The sequence below is a fragment of the Wolbachia endosymbiont (group A) of Conops quadrifasciatus genome (assembly GCF_964027015.1).
Taxonomy (GTDB): domain Bacteria; phylum Pseudomonadota; class Alphaproteobacteria; order Rickettsiales; family Anaplasmataceae; genus Wolbachia.
In genome coordinates this window covers 251578-268548 of sequence record NZ_OZ034722.1, presented here as the reverse complement: position 1 = coordinate 268548, position 16971 = coordinate 251578, and the positions used below count along the sequence as shown (strand labels likewise).

Genomic DNA, 16971 nt, shown 5'->3' with positions numbered 1-16971 from the left:
TAATTATAAAATATTCTGCAGGTAAGTCAATTATTTTACTGCATCTGATAAATATACACATGTTAAAGAGGTGAATATATAAGCTTGCAGAATTGCAACAAACACTTCAAACCCTATTAATGCAATTATAAATAAAAATGGTATAGGGGTTAGAACCACGTTCATGTTTACGATAAACCCTGCTATTACTTTGATAATTGTATGACCTGCAATCATGTTTGCAGCAAGCCTTATTGATAAGCTTATAGGCCTTGCCAGGTAAGCAAATAACTCAATAAAAATCATCATGGGTGCAAGCCATAATGGAGTGCCTTTTGGCAACAATATACGTAAAAATTCTACTCCCCTTTCCTTAAACCCAACAATCGTTATATAAGTAAAAACTACCATCGATAAAGCGAAGGTGACTATCACATGACTTGTGACCGTGAAACTATAAGGAAGAACACTAACCAAATTACATGATAAAATGAAAATAAATACTGTGAATATCAATGGAATGTGCTGCAAGCCTTTGCTTCCAGTGTTATTTTCTATTATTGAAACAACAAAATCATATACATATTCAACTGCAGCTTGCAAATATCCTGGTATTACTGACCCCTTCTTTATTCCAAAAAGCAAAAAGAGTATCACCAATATCACCGAAATCATCATGAAAAGAGATGAATTGGTAAAGCTTACGTCAGACCCAAATAACCTAGGTAACTCTATTATTGTATATACTTTAAACTGTTCCAGTGGATTTAATGCCATTTTAATCTGAACTATAAACAGTAAATAAAGTATAAATTTTATAGGACAAAGTCAAGAATTAAGATAAAGGCCTGTATCATTATAACATTGATACATTAACAAAATATGTAATTAGAGTGTTAATTACAGTCAGCTCTGTATTTTAAAACTTACTAATCTTATTAAATCATTCAATATCTTGACTTAACATCTTATTTTAATTATAATTTAATTTTTAGTGAGGTATTATTATGAACGAAATAGATTTTATTAACACTAATCATCCTTTAAATTTAGAGCAGGAATTTGGTAGTGGATACATTAAACTAACAGATGGCTCCTTTAACGAATATACTAGCATTATCAAATGGGAAGCGAAATACTAGATAAAAGCCATAATATGATAGGAAACTTAACTATTGATGGTTACATTCATAACTTCCATGAAGATAACCACAATATGAATCTTAAGCTCTCTATGGAGATAGATTTAAAAGGTGATATCGAGAAGATAAATTCTCTCTACAATAATATATAAAATTACAAAAACTTCTGCATCCTTGTTTATGATGTAGAAGTTACCTTTTATTCCATTACAACAAGCTTTAAAAGCACTACATTTTATATTACAATAACTCTTTTATTTCTTTAAAGGTTCATGAAATTCACATTATCTTGGTTATTAGAGCACTTAGAAACCAATGCTAGTTTAGAAGAAATTACCGATAAATTAACTCACATAGGGTTAGAAGTAGAAGATGTGATCGACAATACCAAATTAGCTGGTTTTATTGTTGCAAAAGTATTAGAAGTTGCACCTCATCCAAATGCCGATAAATTAAAATTATGTAAAGTAGATGACAGAAGTAAAACTCTACAAATAGTTTGCGGAGCAAACAATGTTAGAGAAGGTATGAAAACTGTGCTTGCATCTCTTGGTAGCACATTGCCAGAAAGTGATTTTACAATCAAGCCAACAAAAATACGAGGAGTGCTAAGTGAAGGAATGCTCTGCTCTACTTCTGAACTTGCGCTAGTTCAAGAGGAAAGTGAAGGAATAATCGAGCTTTCTGATGATTATAAAGCAGGGGATAAATTTTTCAATTGTGACCCTGTAATTGATATAAATGTTACTCCAAATCGTGGAGATTGCTTAGGCATTTATGGAATAGCTCGCGACCTTGCTGCAACTGGAATTGGAACATTAAAGACTTTAAGCATTCCACAACTTACCAGCTCCATAAATTCACCAATCGATGTTGAAGTGACTGACGGAGAAAGTTTTATTAGTGGAATATACATCGCCAATGTAAAAAATCAAGAAAGCCCAAAATGGCTAAAAGATAAATTGGAATCGATAGGAATGCGCTCCATTTCTAAAATAGTTGACATTACTAACTATATTATGATATCTTTTAATCGTCCAATGCATGCGTTTGATGCAAACAAAGTAGATGGCAAACTTACAATAAGAAAAGCAAATGATGGAGAAAGCTTCTTTGCTTTAAATGGTAAGGAATATTTACTGGATAATAATATAAACATTTATTCTGATAGTAAAAATATTCATGGAGTTGCTGGAATTATAGGTGGAAAGTGCAGTGAATGTACTCTTGAAACCACCAATATTTTTTTGGAATTAGCTTTGCTCGATCCAATCTCTATCACTAAATCTTCAAGACAGCTCAGCATCTCCACAGACGCTAGTTACAGATTTGCACGTTCAATCGATCCTGGATTTACCCTTGATGGACTCAATCTTGCAGCCAAAATGATTTTGGATTTATGTGGTGGAGAAGTCTCAAGCGTAGTGTCTGCCGGTAATCTAGATAAAGAATACACCTCTGTCATCCAATTAGCTGACACTGGGATCCAGAAAAAACCATGCCGGAATGATGCTAAGATAAGCCTTGATTACCAAGATATAAACAAGTTTGGAAGTGTATCTGTATCACCTGATGAGACGTTCGATATCTTAACGAAACTAGGGTTTAGTATTGATAAAAAAACCGAAGGCAATTGGAATGTACAAGTACCAAGCTGGAGACCGGACGTGACTATACCTGCTGACCTAATTGAAGAAGTAACAAGAATATACGGCTATGACAAAATAAAAGAAGAACCACTACCAAATAATGTTGAAGAAGTAGATAGTACATACAACAATTTGCGTATTTTGATGACAAACAGAGGATTTCATGAAGTGCTAACCTGGTCGTTTATGAGTGAATCAACAGCTGAAAAATTTGGTTACTCGAATAAGTTATTTATCATCGATAATCCGTTTAACAATAACTTTAATATGATGAGACCAAGTATTATGCCAAATTTATTGCAAGTCACTGCTGATAATATTGCCCATGGAGTATCTGATCTTGCAATCTTCGAAATTGGGCCGATTTACGATGGTGAAGCTCAGTCTAAACATGTCTTAAGTGGAATAAGAACAGGAAATAATTTACCACGAAACCATTATAATACTGATAGGAAAGTAGATGTTTTTGACGCAAAGGCTGATTGCATAGCAGCTTTGGAGTTTTTTAACGTCAATTGCTATAATTTAACGATAGAGAGAGCAGAAAAAGAACATTACCACCCAGGAAAGTCAGGCACTCTCTCTTTTAAGAATAAAGTAGCAGGTTATTTTGGAGAGTTGCATCCTAATATATTAGATCTTTTTGACATCAAGCAAAAAGTTGTAGGTTTTGAGGTAATACTGGAAAATATTGAAAATTTACCTGTAAGTAGAAAGAAATTTATCGATTATAAATACCAAAGTGTAAAACGTGATTTTGCATTTATTGTAAATAAGGATGTGGAAGTAGGTAACATAATCAATGTGGTAAAAAAAAGCTCAGAGCTCATCACAGAAGTTTTAGTATTTGACGTATACCATGGAAATAATATAGAATCGAATAAGATGTCTATAGCATTATCAGTTACTTTCTGCTCTACAATCCACACTTTAACTGAAAAAGAGATCCAAAAAGAATCAAGTACTATAGTCAATTTGGTATATGAAAATACCGGAGGAACTTTGAGAACTTATCATTGAGTCACAATCATAGTTTTCTGCTTTTGCTGTCCAAGCTTACCTCATCTAATCTACTTCCAACCTTGAATTCAATATCCTTAAAAATTCTATCCCATACTTCATATAAATTATCCCTTATCTTAGGCCATATATCATTTTTAAATGTTTCTCCATCATCAGAAAATACATTACCTACCAAGGCTCCTACTTCTTCATAACTTGATTCGGAATGTTGAAGAAATGCTTCCACTTCCTTATGTGTATTCTGTCCTGTTTTTAGCGCTTCATCCAAGTTTTGATCATATATACGATGTACAAGAGGCACAGAAGACACAAAAGGTGCAGCTCCTAATTGGAACCACCTCCAACCAACGCTTAGAAGCTTTTTAAATTTTGTAAGCAATCCATCATTATCTTTTGATACATTGTTTATTATATTTTTCACCAAATTGTCTATCAAAGGAGATAATAAATCCTGGCAAAAATGCTTGATATTATCTTTTGTTTTAATTACAGGACCTTTTATGCATTTTTCTGCTAAACAATACTCAAGTTCTGCTTTCTCTAATAATTTCTTGATCTCTGCTTCATCAAAATTTTCTTTCTTGAGCACCTCCAACAACTTATCTTCTATTATTGCAAATTTTATTTTTTCACGAGATTCCAGCTCTTCTCTATAATTATTTTTTGTTTCTTCATTTATCAACAATCCTTCTTTTTTTAACTCTAATTGTTCTAATGCTTCTAGAATCGCTTCATTCCTTTCTAGAAGGACTTCTATTGACTTTGTAATTGGATGCCCTTTTTCCCTTTGTTTAGCTTGTAAACGCTCATTTTGATCTTTGAGTGTTTGTTCTAATGTAGATTCTTCTAAATGTCCTTCATCTTGTACACGAAAAGCTTCAATTATTTCTGCTAGATCTGATTCATCATATCTTTTTAATGTCCCGCATAAATCTAAAACACCCTCTTTTTGTTCTTTAAGCAACCTTTGTACTTTATGTTTTTTTATTTCTAAATACGCCTCTTCTATGAAGTCATTTATTTTAGCTGAAGCTTCCTTATCCGATAGAACCTTTACTTTTTTTTCTAAATCTTCAAGCTGCTTCCTTAGGCTTTGCTTCTCCTTATCCGGTATACCTGATTGACTTAACTCACCTTGAGCTTTTTTTATTACTGATTTTATCAGCCTACGCTCAACCTCTTGATCATCATATTCAAATTTAAAAAGGTCTTCTAACCTCCTTTTTAAGGTGCCATCTGTTAAGCTACTGTTTCCATGTATTTCTTTTAATTCCTTATGTCTATTGTTATACCTTATTTGACCTATTCCTCTTAAACGTTCAATCTCTTCTTTCGCATTATCCAAGGCTTTCTCTGTTGCTTGGGGATGATCATTTTTATAAATATCAATTGCTTTTCTTTCAACTATTTTGCCTTTCTCTTTAAGCTCTTTCCATTCCGCCTCATGTACAGAAAATTCATCATCTTTTGAGTCACTTGGTACTTCTATTCCTACGTTTTTCAAATCTTCTATTATAATTTCTTTTTTACTTGGTAATTCTTTACCTTGGCTCTCCAATTCTTGTTTCACGAATATATCTCTTAGCGCATCTTCTAATGAAAAATCTTCTCTTCTTTTTTGTGCAAATTTAATTGCTTGTATAAAAGCAACTCGATAAGCATTTTGTATTAAGTAATTCACCAGTTTAGAATCTACACTATCCACCACTTTCAGTCTAAATTCGTTCAACAGTTCCTTCAGCTTATCATATGTAATATCTTTTCCTTCTAGCTTCATTAGCTCTTCCATAGTCTTTGCGAATTCCTGAATCGAAATTGCAAGCACATTCTTGATCTCATTACGTAAAGGCCTAAGGCCGTTTTTTAAATTGATATTAGCTGATAATTTCAGTATGGTATTATGTTCTGAATCACGTGCAACATTAAACCAACTACCATCTTTATCTTCATATAAATCTCTAAGTAATTGTTCAAATTGCGGTGGAAACTTAACTTCCATATCCCACTTAATGTCTGACTTACCAGCATCTATTTCACGAAAAGATACTTCAATATTCTGGTGTTCATTCTGATATAACCCATTACTTATTTTTAGAGCAGCAACCAAAGAATGAGATAACTTTCTGTTTGTAAGATAAAAAGTAGCTAAGGCGGGTGTTGCAGGAATAATTAAGGCTATAAGCACAGCTATATCAACAAGAATTGCAATTGCAGCAAGAACGCCATATGCCAATCTTTTTGCTGTACTTACCTCACTCTTTTTTGTTTTACTTTCCTCTGAACTGGTTTGTGTTTTACTGTTTGTTTTATATATAACTAACCCCAATGCAACAGAAGCAACATAAGGAAACATTAAAACTGATAGAGTTGAATTTAATACTTTCTTCTCCAGGCAAGCTCTGTTTATTGCCTTAAATATTTCGCTTGATATATTATACCAGGAAGTAAAAAAATCGGAACCGTAATCTTTATAATGAAATATACTTAGTGGAATGCTAAAATCAGCACCTATTTTTTTTAAATTACTAACAGATTCTTGCTCTTCCAAAGTAGCAACAGGTCCTTCCTGTTTTTCTGAAGTAGCAAAAGATTCTCTTTGTAAATTAGGTTGTCCATTTAATACATCTAAATCACCACTATTGTTATTTAAGTCAACAACTTCCTCACAACCTACAACAGCATTCATACCATAACCTTATCCAATTACCTTAAGTATAGCATCAATACTGACAATCTTGCAACTTTATTAAAAATTCAACGCTCAATGCTAACATTTAAATCCTGATATTCCTTAGAATAAAAGTTAGTTCCAATTTCTGTATTAATGTCCAAAGATAAGGCAAGGGTCTGCTCTTTTATATATTCAATCCACGTATTTATTGCTTCCTTAATTTTCTCATCTTCTGTTTTGATTATTACTCTGATTCTATCGGACATATGAAAATCAGCTTGTTTCCTAGTTTCCTGAATGAGCCTCACTACATCTCTTGCAAGCCCTTCTAGAATCAATTCATCACTTAAAGTAGTGTTTAGGATAACAACCCCTTTGTTGTTATCAAATACAGAGGAGAATTCACTGTTTGCTTTTAATAATAGTTCATATTCGCCTTTTTCTATGATATAATTTTCTGACTCGTCCCCCAAAAATATGAGACCTCTTTCTGTCATTCCAGCGCGTGACGCTGGAATCTGCGTCTGGATCCCAGTGTCAGTTACTCGGATGACACCGGATTCAACTTGTTTCCACTTTCCTTGTTTAACATATTGAACCAGTGTCTTAATCTTCTCCGGAATTCTTTTTCCAAGCACAGGGAAGTTGAGTTTTAACTCTAGTGATGCAATATCTTCAAGTCTGTTTACTAACTTCAGTTTTTTTACATTTACCTCATCTTTTATCATCTCTTGATATTCATCTTTAAGAAAACCGCAGGAAGACTTATGATAAATCGTCATACTACTAAGTGGCTGTCTGATACGTATATTAAAAGTGTTTCTAATAGAGAGTGCAGAGTTACATATCTCTCTCACTAGATCCATTTTGGCAATGAGCTGACTATCAAACTTCTCTAATTGTGGGAAATCAGCCAAATGAACAGATGTTTCTTCATACTTAAGCCCTTGCCATATATTCTCTGTTATAAGTGGCAACAAAGGGGCTGCAGCTCTTAGTATGTAATAAAAAACCGTATATAGAACATTATAAGCATCAGTTTTATCCTGATCCAAATCACTTTTCCAAAAACGCTCGCGACTGCGACGAATATACCAATTATTTAGCACTTCAAAAAAGTTCATCAAAATTTTGCAAGCCTCTTGGGAGTTATAGCTGTTCATAGAAGTTTGGATACTTTCTACAGCTTCAAAACATTTGGAAATCATGTAGCGATCAATAGTACTTTGATAATCCTTACAAACTTCAGCTTTAATTCCATCTGCATTTGCATACATGGTAAAAAAGTGATAACTGTTCCAAATAGGTTTTATTACGTTTTTCAGAACATCTCGTATTGAGTTTCCTTTTTTATCGAGTAGCAAATTACCACCACAAACAATAGATCCAGAAAGCATAAGAAAACGCAGTGCATCAGAACCGTATCTATCAAAAACCTCCATTGGATCTGCATAGTTATTCAAACGCTTGGACAATTTTTGCCCTTTTACATCCAAAACAACACCGTGGCATATGCAGTTCTTAAATGGTTCCCTATCAAACAAAGCAGTGGACAATACAAAGAGCGTATAAAACCACCCCCTGGTTTGCGCTATGTATTCAGTGATAAAATCCGCAGTTTCAAACCACTCCTTATTTTCAAACGGATAGTGGACTTGCGCAAATGGCATCGAGCCAGATTCAAACCAGCAGTCAAACACGTCAGGTACACGGCGCATAACTGATTTTCCAGTTGGGTCATCAGGATTTGGTCTTGTTAAAGTATCGATAAATGGTCTGTGCAAATCATCTACTTTAACATTAAAATCTCGCTCTAGTTCTTCTATCGAACCATATACATCTACTCTTGGATATCTTGTATCATCTGATTGCCACACAGGAATCGGAGTACCCCAGAATCGATTGCGTGAAATTGACCAGTCGTGTGCCCCTTCAAGCCATTTTCCAAATTGACCATCTCTAATGTGGTTTGGTATCCAATTAACTCTCTTATTTAGCTCTACCATTCTGCTTTTGAATTTTGTAACGGCAACATACCAAGAAGGCATAGTGCGATAGATCAAAGGAGTGTCAGTTCTCCAGCAGTGTGGATAATTGTGAATATATTGTTCAGTTTTGAACCAGTTTCCTTGTTCTTTCAATTTTTTTATTACTGTATCATTGGTATCAAAAACATGAACCCCTGCCAAATCTGAAACTTCAGCAGTAAATTTTCCACTGTTATCAATTGGACAAATAGCCGGAATATCATGGCTTTGGCAAAGGTAAAAATCTTCCTCACCAAATCCAGGAGCAGTGTGTACAACGCCAGTACCATCTTCTCCTGTAACATAATCAGCAACAAAAACACGGAATGCATTTTTTGTATCTTTAAAGTAATCAAACAGCGGCTTATAGGAAAGGCCTGCAAGATCATTCGCTTTAAGTTTTATATTGCAGTTTTCATATGGAATATTGTTTTGTTCAGAGTGGCTGATAAATTTTTCTAGGTAGCTTTCAGCGAAAATATAAATTTCACTGTTCACTGAACTCCTTTCATTAACTTCTGTCATCCCAGTGCTTCGACACTGGGATCCAGAAATAGATTCCATCGTCACGCGCTGGAATGACACCAAAGAGTGGACTGACACTGCACAATACTTGATGTCCTTTCCTATCGCCAATGCCAGATTGCTAGGAAGAGTCCAAGGAGTTGTAGTCCAAGCAAGTAATTTACATTTTTGTTTAACACTTTTAAACTGCTGTGGGTTTTCTAAAAGCTCAAATGCAACAGTTACAGCTTTGCTAGTCTTTTCTCTATACGCGTTATCAAGCCTTATTTCAAAATTGGATAATGGAGTTTCGCACGCCCAGCTATATGGAACAACGCGTACTGATTCATACACTAGACCCTTATCATAAAGCTGTTTAAATGCCCACATGACCGACTCCATGAATGATTTATCCATGGTTTTATAGTCATTATGAAAATCCACCCACCTTGCCTGCCTATTGACATATTTTTCCCACTCTGATGAAAATCTCATTACAGAAGTACGACAATGGTTATTGAATTTTTCAATGCCGAATTTTTCTATCTCAGTTCTACCAGATATTCCAAGTTCTTTTTCTGCACCCATCTCAGCCGGTAATCCATGGCAATCCCAACCAAATCTACGTTCAACCCTTTTTTGAAGCATAGTTTGATATCTTGCAAATGTGTCTTTGATGAAACCAGTGAGTAAATGTCCATAATGTGGAAGTCCATTTGCAAACGGAGGCCCATCATAAAACACAAAACAATTATCCTTGGAACGTTCTCCAACTGACCGCTCAAAAACTTTATTTTCCTGCCAAAATTTTATGATTTCTTTTTCTAACGACGAAAAATCAGTACTACTTACTGTATCAGGATAATGCTTTGACTTCATGTTCATTTTGACCGGATAAAGCCAAAGAATATAGGGCTTTCTAGAAAATTACAAATGCAAAAAGAAACAAACTTATTCCTGCACCCCACGCCCCAACAAACTGTTCTGCCGAGCTTCCAACACTTTCACGTTTACTATTTTGTCCCTGTATTTACCTTCAGGATCATCAATGCACACTGATTGCATATATGGGCTTTTACCAATAATTTGGTTTTGGTGTTTGCCTTTTTTATCACTGAACAGAACAGGTATAGTTTTGCCTACCATACTCTGGTTAAACTCAAGTTGTTGCTTACTAATTAATTTCTGTAAACGAAGAAGGCGTTCTGTTTTAACCTCTTCTGGTACTTGATCTTTTCTTTCTGCTCCTGGTGTACCTGGTCTTGGGCTATATTTAAAGCTATAAGCCTGAGCATATCTAATTTTTTCTACTAATTTTACAGTTTCTTCAAAATCTTTTTCGGTTTCTCCAGGAAAACCAACAATAAAATCAGAAGAAAATTCGATTTCAGGTTTCAATTTGCGAAATCTGTCTATTATTTCGAAATACTCCTCTGCAGTGTGTTTCCTGTTCATCACGCGCAATATTTTATTCGAACCTGACTGCACAGGCAGGTGAACAAACGGAATGAGTTTTGGCTCTTCCGCATGTGCCAAGTAGAGAGATTCATGCATATCTCTTGGATGAGAAGTTGTATAACGAATCCTCTCTAGCTTTTCAATTTTAGCAATATGACTAACTAATTTGCCTAAATCCCACACTTCCCCTTCGCATTTCCCATGGTAAGCATTGACGTTCTGACCAAGCAAATTGATTTCCTTCGCCCCATTTGCAACTAATTTCAATGCTTCACGAAATATTTCATTCACTGGCCGTGAATACTCAGCTCCACGAGTATATGGTACTACACAAAACGTACAAAATTTATCACAACCTTCTTGTATGGCAAGAAACGCAGAAGACCCCTGGCTATTGCCATAGCATTCATCTGGCAATTTATCAAACTTTGCAACTTCAGGAAAATCAGTGTTTATTACATGACCTTTACTTCTGCTTGCTTTTACTATCAGCTCCGGTAAGGTAGCGATACTCTGCGGACCAACAACAATATCAACAAAAGGAGCCCTTCTGAATACTTCTTCTCCCTCTGCTTGCGCTACACATCCAGCCACAACTATAGTAATTTCTTTTCGTGACGAATGAATCTTCCCGAGCTCAGAATAAAGCTTTTCTGCTGCCTTCTCTCTAATGTGACAAGTGTTCAGTATCACCAAATCAGCTTTTTCTGCATCACTAACAACGTTGAACCCCAAAGGTTTAATTATATTTTCCATTAAAACGGAGTCATAAACGTTCATCTGACAGCCGTAAGTTTTAATATATAGGCCTTTCATATTTGGTATGTCTTTTTCAAAACCCTACATACAATCACATTAAATGTCCAACAGACGCACACCCCAGCGCATGACGCTGGAATCTAGTGAACTTGCTAGCACAATAGATTTTTATAAAATTGGATCCCAATGTCAAGCACACAGCTATTGCAACTCGACTTCACCAGTATCCCTGTAAAAATCATTGGTAAACCTCAGTAACTTTAGCTTATGTTATTTTCAAAAAAGTCAAAAATGAAAATAGAAGAGTAGCTGAGCTTTCTGCTTTTTCTGGGTAAAGTCAGTCAAAAAGGTTTTACAACAACCATAATAACTATAACTATTATCAATACTGTAACTGCTTCATTTAAAACACGAAAATAAACGTGTTTTTTTTCATTTGAACCCATTGCAAAATCTTTTCTGTATTTTGCAAGCAGTCCATGAATAGCAAACATAAAAAATAATGCTAGTGCTTTCACATGAAACCACCCTTCACGATATGCTTCCCTAATAACCATTAATGTGATTCCAAGACCAAGTGAGAAAAGCATTGCAGGGTTTATGATATATCTAAGTAGCCTCTTTTCCATTGTTTGAAGCAAGCTATCATTTTCCGATCCCGGTTTTACAGTTGCGTGGTAGACATAAAGCCTGGGTAAATAAAGCATGCCTGCCATCCACATAATGGCGGAGATAACGTGAAAAGCTTCAAGCCAGTGGTAGTAATCCATTGAGATTTATTACAAAATGTTAAAAATTTCTGATATTATTTTAGTTTAATGAAAAAGAAATCGATATGAAAGCAGAAAATTTCACTAAAGAACAGATAATTGGATTCTACAGGAAAATGCTACTCATACGCAGATTTGAAGAAAAAGCAGGACAATTATATGGAATGGGATTAATAGGCGGGTTCTGTCACCTATCAATAGGGCAAGAAGCAGTTGCAGTTGGAACTCAAGCTGCATCAAAATTAGGTGACGCTTTTATCACAAGTTATAGAGACCATGGCTTAATGCTCGCATGTGATTCTGATCCAAATGTTGTAATGGCAGAACTCACTGGCAAAGAAACAGGATGCTCGAAAGGTAAAGGTGGTTCGATGCACGTATTTGACGTTGAAAAAAAATTCTTCGGCGGACATGGAATAGTGGGAGCACAAGTTCCAATTGGCACAGGAATAGCATTTGCTAATAAATATAAGAAAAAAGATAACGTGGTATTCACGTATTTTGGTGACGGTGCTGCAAATCAAGGACAAGTATATGAATCATTTAATATGGCATCTTTGTGGAAGTTGCCTGTGGTTTACATCATAGAAAATAACGAATACGCAATGGGAACTTCTGTGCAAAGATCAACTTTAGTAACAGAGTTATATAAAAGAGGAGAAAGTTTTGGTATTTCTGGAAAACAAGTTGATGGAATGGATTTTTTCTCTGTTTATGCGGCTACAAGCGAAGCAGCGGAACACACACGCAGCGGAAAAGGGCCTATCCTGCTTGAAATGAAGACATATCGATATCGCGGCCATTCGATGTCAGATCCTGCTACTTATCGCTTAAAAGAAGAAGTTGAAGATATGAAGCAAAATCATGACCCTATAAGCACTTTAAAGAAGTACATGACAGATAATAAAATTGCTTCAGAAGAAGAGTGCAAAGTAATTGATAAGGAAATACATGATTTAGTAAAAAAGTCGGAAGATTTTGCTAAAAATAGTAAAGAACCAAGCGTTGATGAGTTGTATACTGATGTTTATAAATTTGTTAGCTAAGTAGGCTTCTTTTTTTTTATCCAGGTGGCAACTAACTGTACGAACATTGTATAGTAAACGATGTCATTCAAGTAGCTCCTTCTCCCGTCATCTAAGTAGTCTTCTTCTTGTCATCCGAGTAGCTGACACTGATTCCTTTATGACGGCCCAGTGCCCTCTTCTTGTCATCCCAGTGCCCAGACACTGGGATCCAGGAAACTTAATTGCAAGTAATGCATTGGGTTTGGTGAATATGGGTTTTGCGTTATAGAATGAAGCACTTTTGGTGAATTTGTAAAGAAAACTGGATCCCAGTGTCTGGGCACTGGGATGACACCGTCATAGAGTGAACCAGCGTCATGCGCTGGAATGACACCATTTTCGGTCTCTTAAATTACTTTAGCCATAAATATTTAAGAAATTTACCAAATAAAAAAAAAGGCAAAGAAATCCCATGGTGCGAGTTTTGACTCTCTAATACTTTAAATTGGCGCTGTAATAATGTGCTGACGCTTAGTTTAAGCGCGGTTTGGCTGAATGTAGAAAAATTTAAAAGACATGCAGCCGCTATAATTTTATGTAATCCGCCAAAAAATACCCTAAGTTTTTTACTGAATTTTGTCATTGAACCTGCGCAGATCAAAAACAAGTTTTGAGTCAAAAATACCCTTATTGTCATAATAAGGGGGCTGGCAGAGTTTGTCAAGGAAGTTTTTTCGTTTCTAACGGTTGTTAACGTGCTGCCAAAAACTATGCAAGAAGTCTATTGAAATCGCGTATATCAATCGTTGTAAAATCACACAATTGCTCTGTAGAGCTATGCCCTGTAATAATTACTATACCATTTTGCTCAGAGCGTATTGAGATTAGGTTCAGCACTAATTCACACGTTGCACTATCAAGATTACAAAATGGTTCATCTATCAGCCAAACGTTTGCATTAGAAATCAAGAGGCGAGCAAGCGCAACTCTTCTTTTCCAGCCTGCAGAAAGTTCGCCATATCTAATATTAAGTACAGATTGCAACTGCAAGCAACAAACAGCTGCCACAATCAATTCCCTAGTATTTCGTATTCCTGCCCAGAATTCTATGTTTTGAGCAACAGTTAAGCTATCTTTACAGGCATTCTTATGGCCTATATATACCATAGAAGGTATATAGGATTTTGGATCATCATATATGTCTTTTCCGCAGTACCTTATATTGCCTGATACCGGCGGTAAAAGTCCAGATAAACTTCTAATTAAGCTGGTTTTACCACTACCATTTGGACCAGTGATTAGAATCTTTGATTTTGGCTCAGCTTTAAAACTGAGATGTTTAAATAATACTTTGTTATTACGAGCGCAGGATAAATTTTCACATTCGAGCATGAATTATCTGCCCTTCCCCTTATGTTTACCTTGAGTTGAAGCCTGAGCTTTTACAAACAGCTCCCAAAATCCTTTCTGTCCGCCTTCTCTATGTATCAATTGTGCAAAACGCTGCATTAAACCATTACCCATCATAACCATCTTTGTCCATTTACCTACCGGTTTTGCTATGTCAACTATTTCTGGATCTTCTTTATAAACTTGCACATCTTTTTGTTTCTCGCGTAGCGTTTCTTGTTGTTTCATCAACTCTTTTTGCTTATTTTTTTGATATAATTCATTGAATTTTCTGTCTTCTTTCCACTCTTCTTTAAAAACTTTTCTAGGAAATATGATTTTTCTAATGCGATTTTTGTATATTTTTCTCAAAAAGAGAAATACTGCAGCTACAGCAAGTAATGTTACGCTATATAATATGATCTGTGTAAGTGGCATTTCCTGTATCTAATTCATTAAAAACACCCTTACTATTATACCATAATTATAGAAATTGTGCAATTTTTTTGCGGGTAAAGACAGTATAAAAGTAATACTGCTCTATTTCGTAAATTGGACAAATACAGCTACAGATCAGGTCTCCCTACGTCATACCGCCGCGGTATCTCAGCTGCTAACACGTAGCGGAATGACGGATTTTGCGCTTATCAAATTATAGGTAAACCTGAATTACTTTAGCTATACCCGAATGAATGGGCTTGTATGTAGTAAGGTTTATTTTTATACTTCTTAAAGAATTTAGAAGTAAAACAAATATGAACTGCTACAAGACTCACACGTGCAATGAATTAAGGAAGAATGATGTAGGAAAGGAAGTTACCCTTTCTGGATGGTTATACCGTAAGCGCGACCATGGTAACCTAATTTTTGTTGATTTAAGAGACTTCTACGGAATCACTCAGCTAGTATTTAATAATGACAAAGATTTTTTTGATGAGATTTCAAATTTAAAATCAGAAAGTGTAATTACTGTTACAGGAATAGTTGAAGCTAGAACTGAAGATACGGTAAACAGCTCTATCGCAACCGGAGAAATTGAGGTTGTAGTTAGCAATTTACACGTTGAATCAGAAGTTGAGTTCCACTGTGATGAAGAAATAGCAAAAGAAGAAAGAAGTATATTAGCGAGCATTGCTGGCAAACAAGAATACCCAGAAAATATGAGATTTAAATATCGTTTTCTTGATTTAAGGCGAGAAAACACCCGCAACAATATTATTCTGCGCTCACAAATTATTGCAGAACTCCGCAAGCTCATGATAGAGCAAGGGTTTTTGGAAATTCAGACTCCAATACTTACTGCTTCGTCCCCTGAAGGTGCACGTGATTATTTGGTGCCAAGCAGACTAAATCTTGGTAAATTTTATGCATTGCCGCAAGCTCCACAGATTTTTAAGCAATTGCTCATGGTTTCAGGGTTTGATAAATATTTTCAAATTGCACCGTGTTTCCGTGACGAAGACGCAAGGGCTGAACGTTCTCCGGGGGAGTTTTATCAACTAGATCTTGAAATGTCTTTTGTGACTCAAGAAGACATCTTTCAGATTATTGAGTCTACCTTATATAAAGTGTTTGCTAAATTTTCTCGTAAGTCTGTCGATAAAGATTTTCCACGTATTACATATAAAGAAGCAATGCTCAAATATGGTTCTGATAAGCCAGATTTGCGCAATCCATTATTAATCAGCGATGTTACAGAAATTTTCCGTGATTCAGGGTTCAATATTTTCAAAAGCAATATTGAGCGCGGTATGGTAGTGAGAGCCATCCCTGCACCTAAAACAGCAGAGGAACCACGCAGCTTCTTTGATAAAAAGATAGAACATGCGCAAAGAGAATTCGGTGCTAAGGGTCTTGGATATATAACGTTTGATAAAGATGGAACTGCGAAAGGACCGATTGCTAAATTCCTCGATAACAATAGGCTAAATTCCATAAAAGAAATAACGGATATAAAGCCTGGAGACAGCGTGTTTTTTGCTTCTGACAAAGAGAATGAGGCAGCAACAATTGCAGGAAAATTGCGCACTCTTTTAGGGTCAGAATTAGGTCTTATAGATGATAATATCTTCAAGTTTTGTTGGATCATTGATTTTCCCTATTTTGTATATGACGATAAAAGTAAAAAAATCGATTTCTTTCATAACCCATTCTCCATGCCACATGGCGGCTTGAAAGATTTAGAGGACAAAAATCCACTGGATATCCTTGCTTACCAATATGATCTTGTTTGCAATGGAATAGAACTGTCAAGCGGGGCGATTCGTAGTAACAAGCTGGATATCATGTATAAGGCCTTTGCCATTGCAGGCTACAGCAAAAAAGAAGTTGATACAAAATTCGGTGCGCTCGTTTGTGCATTCAGGTTCGGAGTGCCGCCTCACGGCGGTATAGCACCAGGGGTTGACAGAATGGTTATGCTGCTTGCTGATGAGCCAAATATTCGTGAAGTAATCTGTTTTCCTATGAACCAGCAAGGTGAAGATGTTCTAATGGGTGCTCCTTCCAAGGTGGAGGATAAGCATTTACGTGAGTTGTCTTTGCAGATCATTGAGTGAAAAATCTTATAGCAAGGAGAACCGGTTAATGATAT

13 protein-coding genes are annotated in these 16971 nt (G+C 35.6%); 5 read left to right on the top strand and 8 right to left on the bottom strand.

Features of this window, described 5'->3' with window-relative positions; all coding sequences use genetic code 11:
* Positions 1–30 precede the first annotated feature (30 nt).
* Complete coding sequence (locus AAGD69_RS01355; protein WP_341812318.1) at positions 31–756, bottom strand: F0F1 ATP synthase subunit A; 726 nt, start codon at positions 754–756, stop codon at positions 31–33.
* Positions 757–986: 230 nt separating this feature from the next.
* Between AAGD69_RS01355 and AAGD69_RS01350 the strand changes: the two genes are divergently transcribed.
* From AAGD69_RS01350 to pheT, 3 genes are all read left to right on the top strand, one after another.
* Positions 987–1121: a hypothetical protein gene (locus AAGD69_RS01350; RefSeq protein ID WP_341812317.1), complete on the top strand. Its 135-nt coding sequence runs from the start codon at positions 987–989 to the stop codon at positions 1119–1121.
* Positions 1103–1273: a hypothetical protein gene (locus tag AAGD69_RS01345; RefSeq protein WP_341812316.1), complete on the top strand. Its 171-nt coding sequence runs from the start codon at positions 1103–1105 to the stop codon at positions 1271–1273. The genes AAGD69_RS01350 and AAGD69_RS01345 overlap by 19 nt, the downstream gene beginning before the upstream one ends.
* Before the next feature lie 120 nt (positions 1274–1393).
* Positions 1394–3790 (top strand): phenylalanine--tRNA ligase subunit beta, encoded by a 2397-nt coding sequence (gene pheT, locus AAGD69_RS01340; protein ID WP_341812315.1) that lies wholly within the window; start codon positions 1394–1396, stop codon positions 3788–3790.
* A 7-nt stretch (positions 3791–3797) separates the two neighbouring features.
* On the opposite strand, the gene AAGD69_RS01335 is transcribed toward pheT, so the two are convergent.
* The 4 genes from AAGD69_RS01335 to hemJ all read right to left on the bottom strand — a co-directional run bounded on the left by AAGD69_RS01335 (position 3798) and on the right by hemJ (position 11982).
* Positions 3798–6479, bottom strand: a complete 2682-nt coding sequence (locus tag AAGD69_RS01335; RefSeq protein ID WP_341812314.1) for a hypothetical protein — start codon at positions 6477–6479, stop codon at positions 3798–3800.
* A 68-nt stretch (positions 6480–6547) separates the two neighbouring features.
* On the bottom strand, positions 6548–9874 hold the full coding sequence (ileS, locus tag AAGD69_RS01330; RefSeq protein ID WP_341812313.1) for an isoleucine--tRNA ligase: 3327 nt from the start codon (positions 9872–9874) through the stop codon (positions 6548–6550).
* A gap of 72 nt (positions 9875–9946) precedes the next feature.
* Positions 9947–11269, bottom strand: a complete 1323-nt coding sequence (miaB, locus tag AAGD69_RS01325; protein ID WP_341812312.1) for a tRNA (N6-isopentenyl adenosine(37)-C2)-methylthiotransferase MiaB — start codon at positions 11267–11269, stop codon at positions 9947–9949.
* Positions 11270–11553: 284 nt separating this feature from the next.
* Positions 11554–11982: a protoporphyrinogen oxidase HemJ gene (gene hemJ / locus AAGD69_RS01320; protein WP_265033563.1), complete on the bottom strand. Its 429-nt coding sequence runs from the start codon at positions 11980–11982 to the stop codon at positions 11554–11556.
* A gap of 65 nt (positions 11983–12047) precedes the next feature.
* On the opposite strand from hemJ, the gene pdhA reads away from it, so the two are divergent.
* Positions 12048–13028 carry a pyruvate dehydrogenase (acetyl-transferring) E1 component subunit alpha gene (gene pdhA, locus AAGD69_RS01315; RefSeq protein ID WP_341812311.1) on the top strand — a complete coding sequence of 327 codons (981 nt, stop codon included), beginning with the start codon at positions 12048–12050 and terminating at the stop codon, positions 13026–13028.
* A 373-nt stretch (positions 13029–13401) separates the two neighbouring features.
* Here the strand turns inward: pdhA and AAGD69_RS01310 are convergent, their stop codons facing one another.
* The 3 genes from AAGD69_RS01310 to AAGD69_RS01300 form a co-directional block, all read right to left on the bottom strand.
* A complete protein-coding gene (locus AAGD69_RS01310; protein ID WP_341812310.1) occupies positions 13402–13632 on the bottom strand; it encodes a hypothetical protein in 231 nt (76 codons plus the stop codon).
* A gap of 125 nt (positions 13633–13757) precedes the next feature.
* On the bottom strand, positions 13758–14381 hold the full coding sequence (gene ccmA / locus AAGD69_RS01305) for a heme ABC exporter ATP-binding protein CcmA (RefSeq protein ID WP_264328441.1): 624 nt from the start codon (positions 14379–14381) through the stop codon (positions 13758–13760).
* 3 nt (positions 14382–14384) lie between these two features.
* Complete coding sequence (locus tag AAGD69_RS01300) at positions 14385–14816, bottom strand: hypothetical protein (RefSeq protein ID WP_341812309.1); 432 nt, start codon at positions 14814–14816, stop codon at positions 14385–14387.
* Between the two features lie 317 nt (positions 14817–15133).
* On the opposite strand from AAGD69_RS01300, the gene aspS reads away from it, so the two are divergent.
* Complete coding sequence (gene aspS, locus AAGD69_RS01295) at positions 15134–16936, top strand: aspartate--tRNA ligase (RefSeq protein WP_341812623.1); 1803 nt, start codon at positions 15134–15136, stop codon at positions 16934–16936.
* Positions 16937–16971: the final 35 nt, after the last annotated feature.

Coding starts and splice junctions, on each gene's coding strand:
- AAGD69_RS01355 (WP_341812318.1), bottom strand. CDS start 756: ATGGCATTAAATCCACTGGAACAGTTTAAAGTATATACAATAATAGAG.
- AAGD69_RS01350 (WP_341812317.1), top strand. CDS start 987: ATGAACGAAATAGATTTTATTAACACTAATCATCCTTTAAATTTAGAG.
- AAGD69_RS01345 (WP_341812316.1), top strand. CDS start 1,103: ATGGGAAGCGAAATACTAGATAAAAGCCATAATATGATAGGAAACTTA.
- pheT (WP_341812315.1), top strand. CDS start 1,394: ATGAAATTCACATTATCTTGGTTATTAGAGCACTTAGAAACCAATGCT.
- AAGD69_RS01335 (WP_341812314.1), bottom strand. CDS start 6,479: ATGAATGCTGTTGTAGGTTGTGAGGAAGTTGTTGACTTAAATAACAAT.
- ileS (WP_341812313.1), bottom strand. CDS start 9,874: ATGAAGTCAAAGCATTATCCTGATACAGTAAGTAGTACTGATTTTTCG.
- miaB (WP_341812312.1), bottom strand. CDS start 11,269: ATGAAAGGCCTATATATTAAAACTTACGGCTGTCAGATGAACGTTTAT.
- hemJ (WP_265033563.1), bottom strand. CDS start 11,982: ATGGATTACTACCACTGGCTTGAAGCTTTTCACGTTATCTCCGCCATT.
- pdhA (WP_341812311.1), top strand. CDS start 12,048: ATGAAAGCAGAAAATTTCACTAAAGAACAGATAATTGGATTCTACAGG.
- AAGD69_RS01310 (WP_341812310.1), bottom strand. CDS start 13,632: ATGACAAAATTCAGTAAAAAACTTAGGGTATTTTTTGGCGGATTACAT.
- ccmA (WP_264328441.1), bottom strand. CDS start 14,381: ATGCTCGAATGTGAAAATTTATCCTGCGCTCGTAATAACAAAGTATTA.
- AAGD69_RS01300 (WP_341812309.1), bottom strand. CDS start 14,816: ATGCCACTTACACAGATCATATTATATAGCGTAACATTACTTGCTGTA.
- aspS (WP_341812623.1), top strand. CDS start 15,134: ATGAACTGCTACAAGACTCACACGTGCAATGAATTAAGGAAGAATGAT.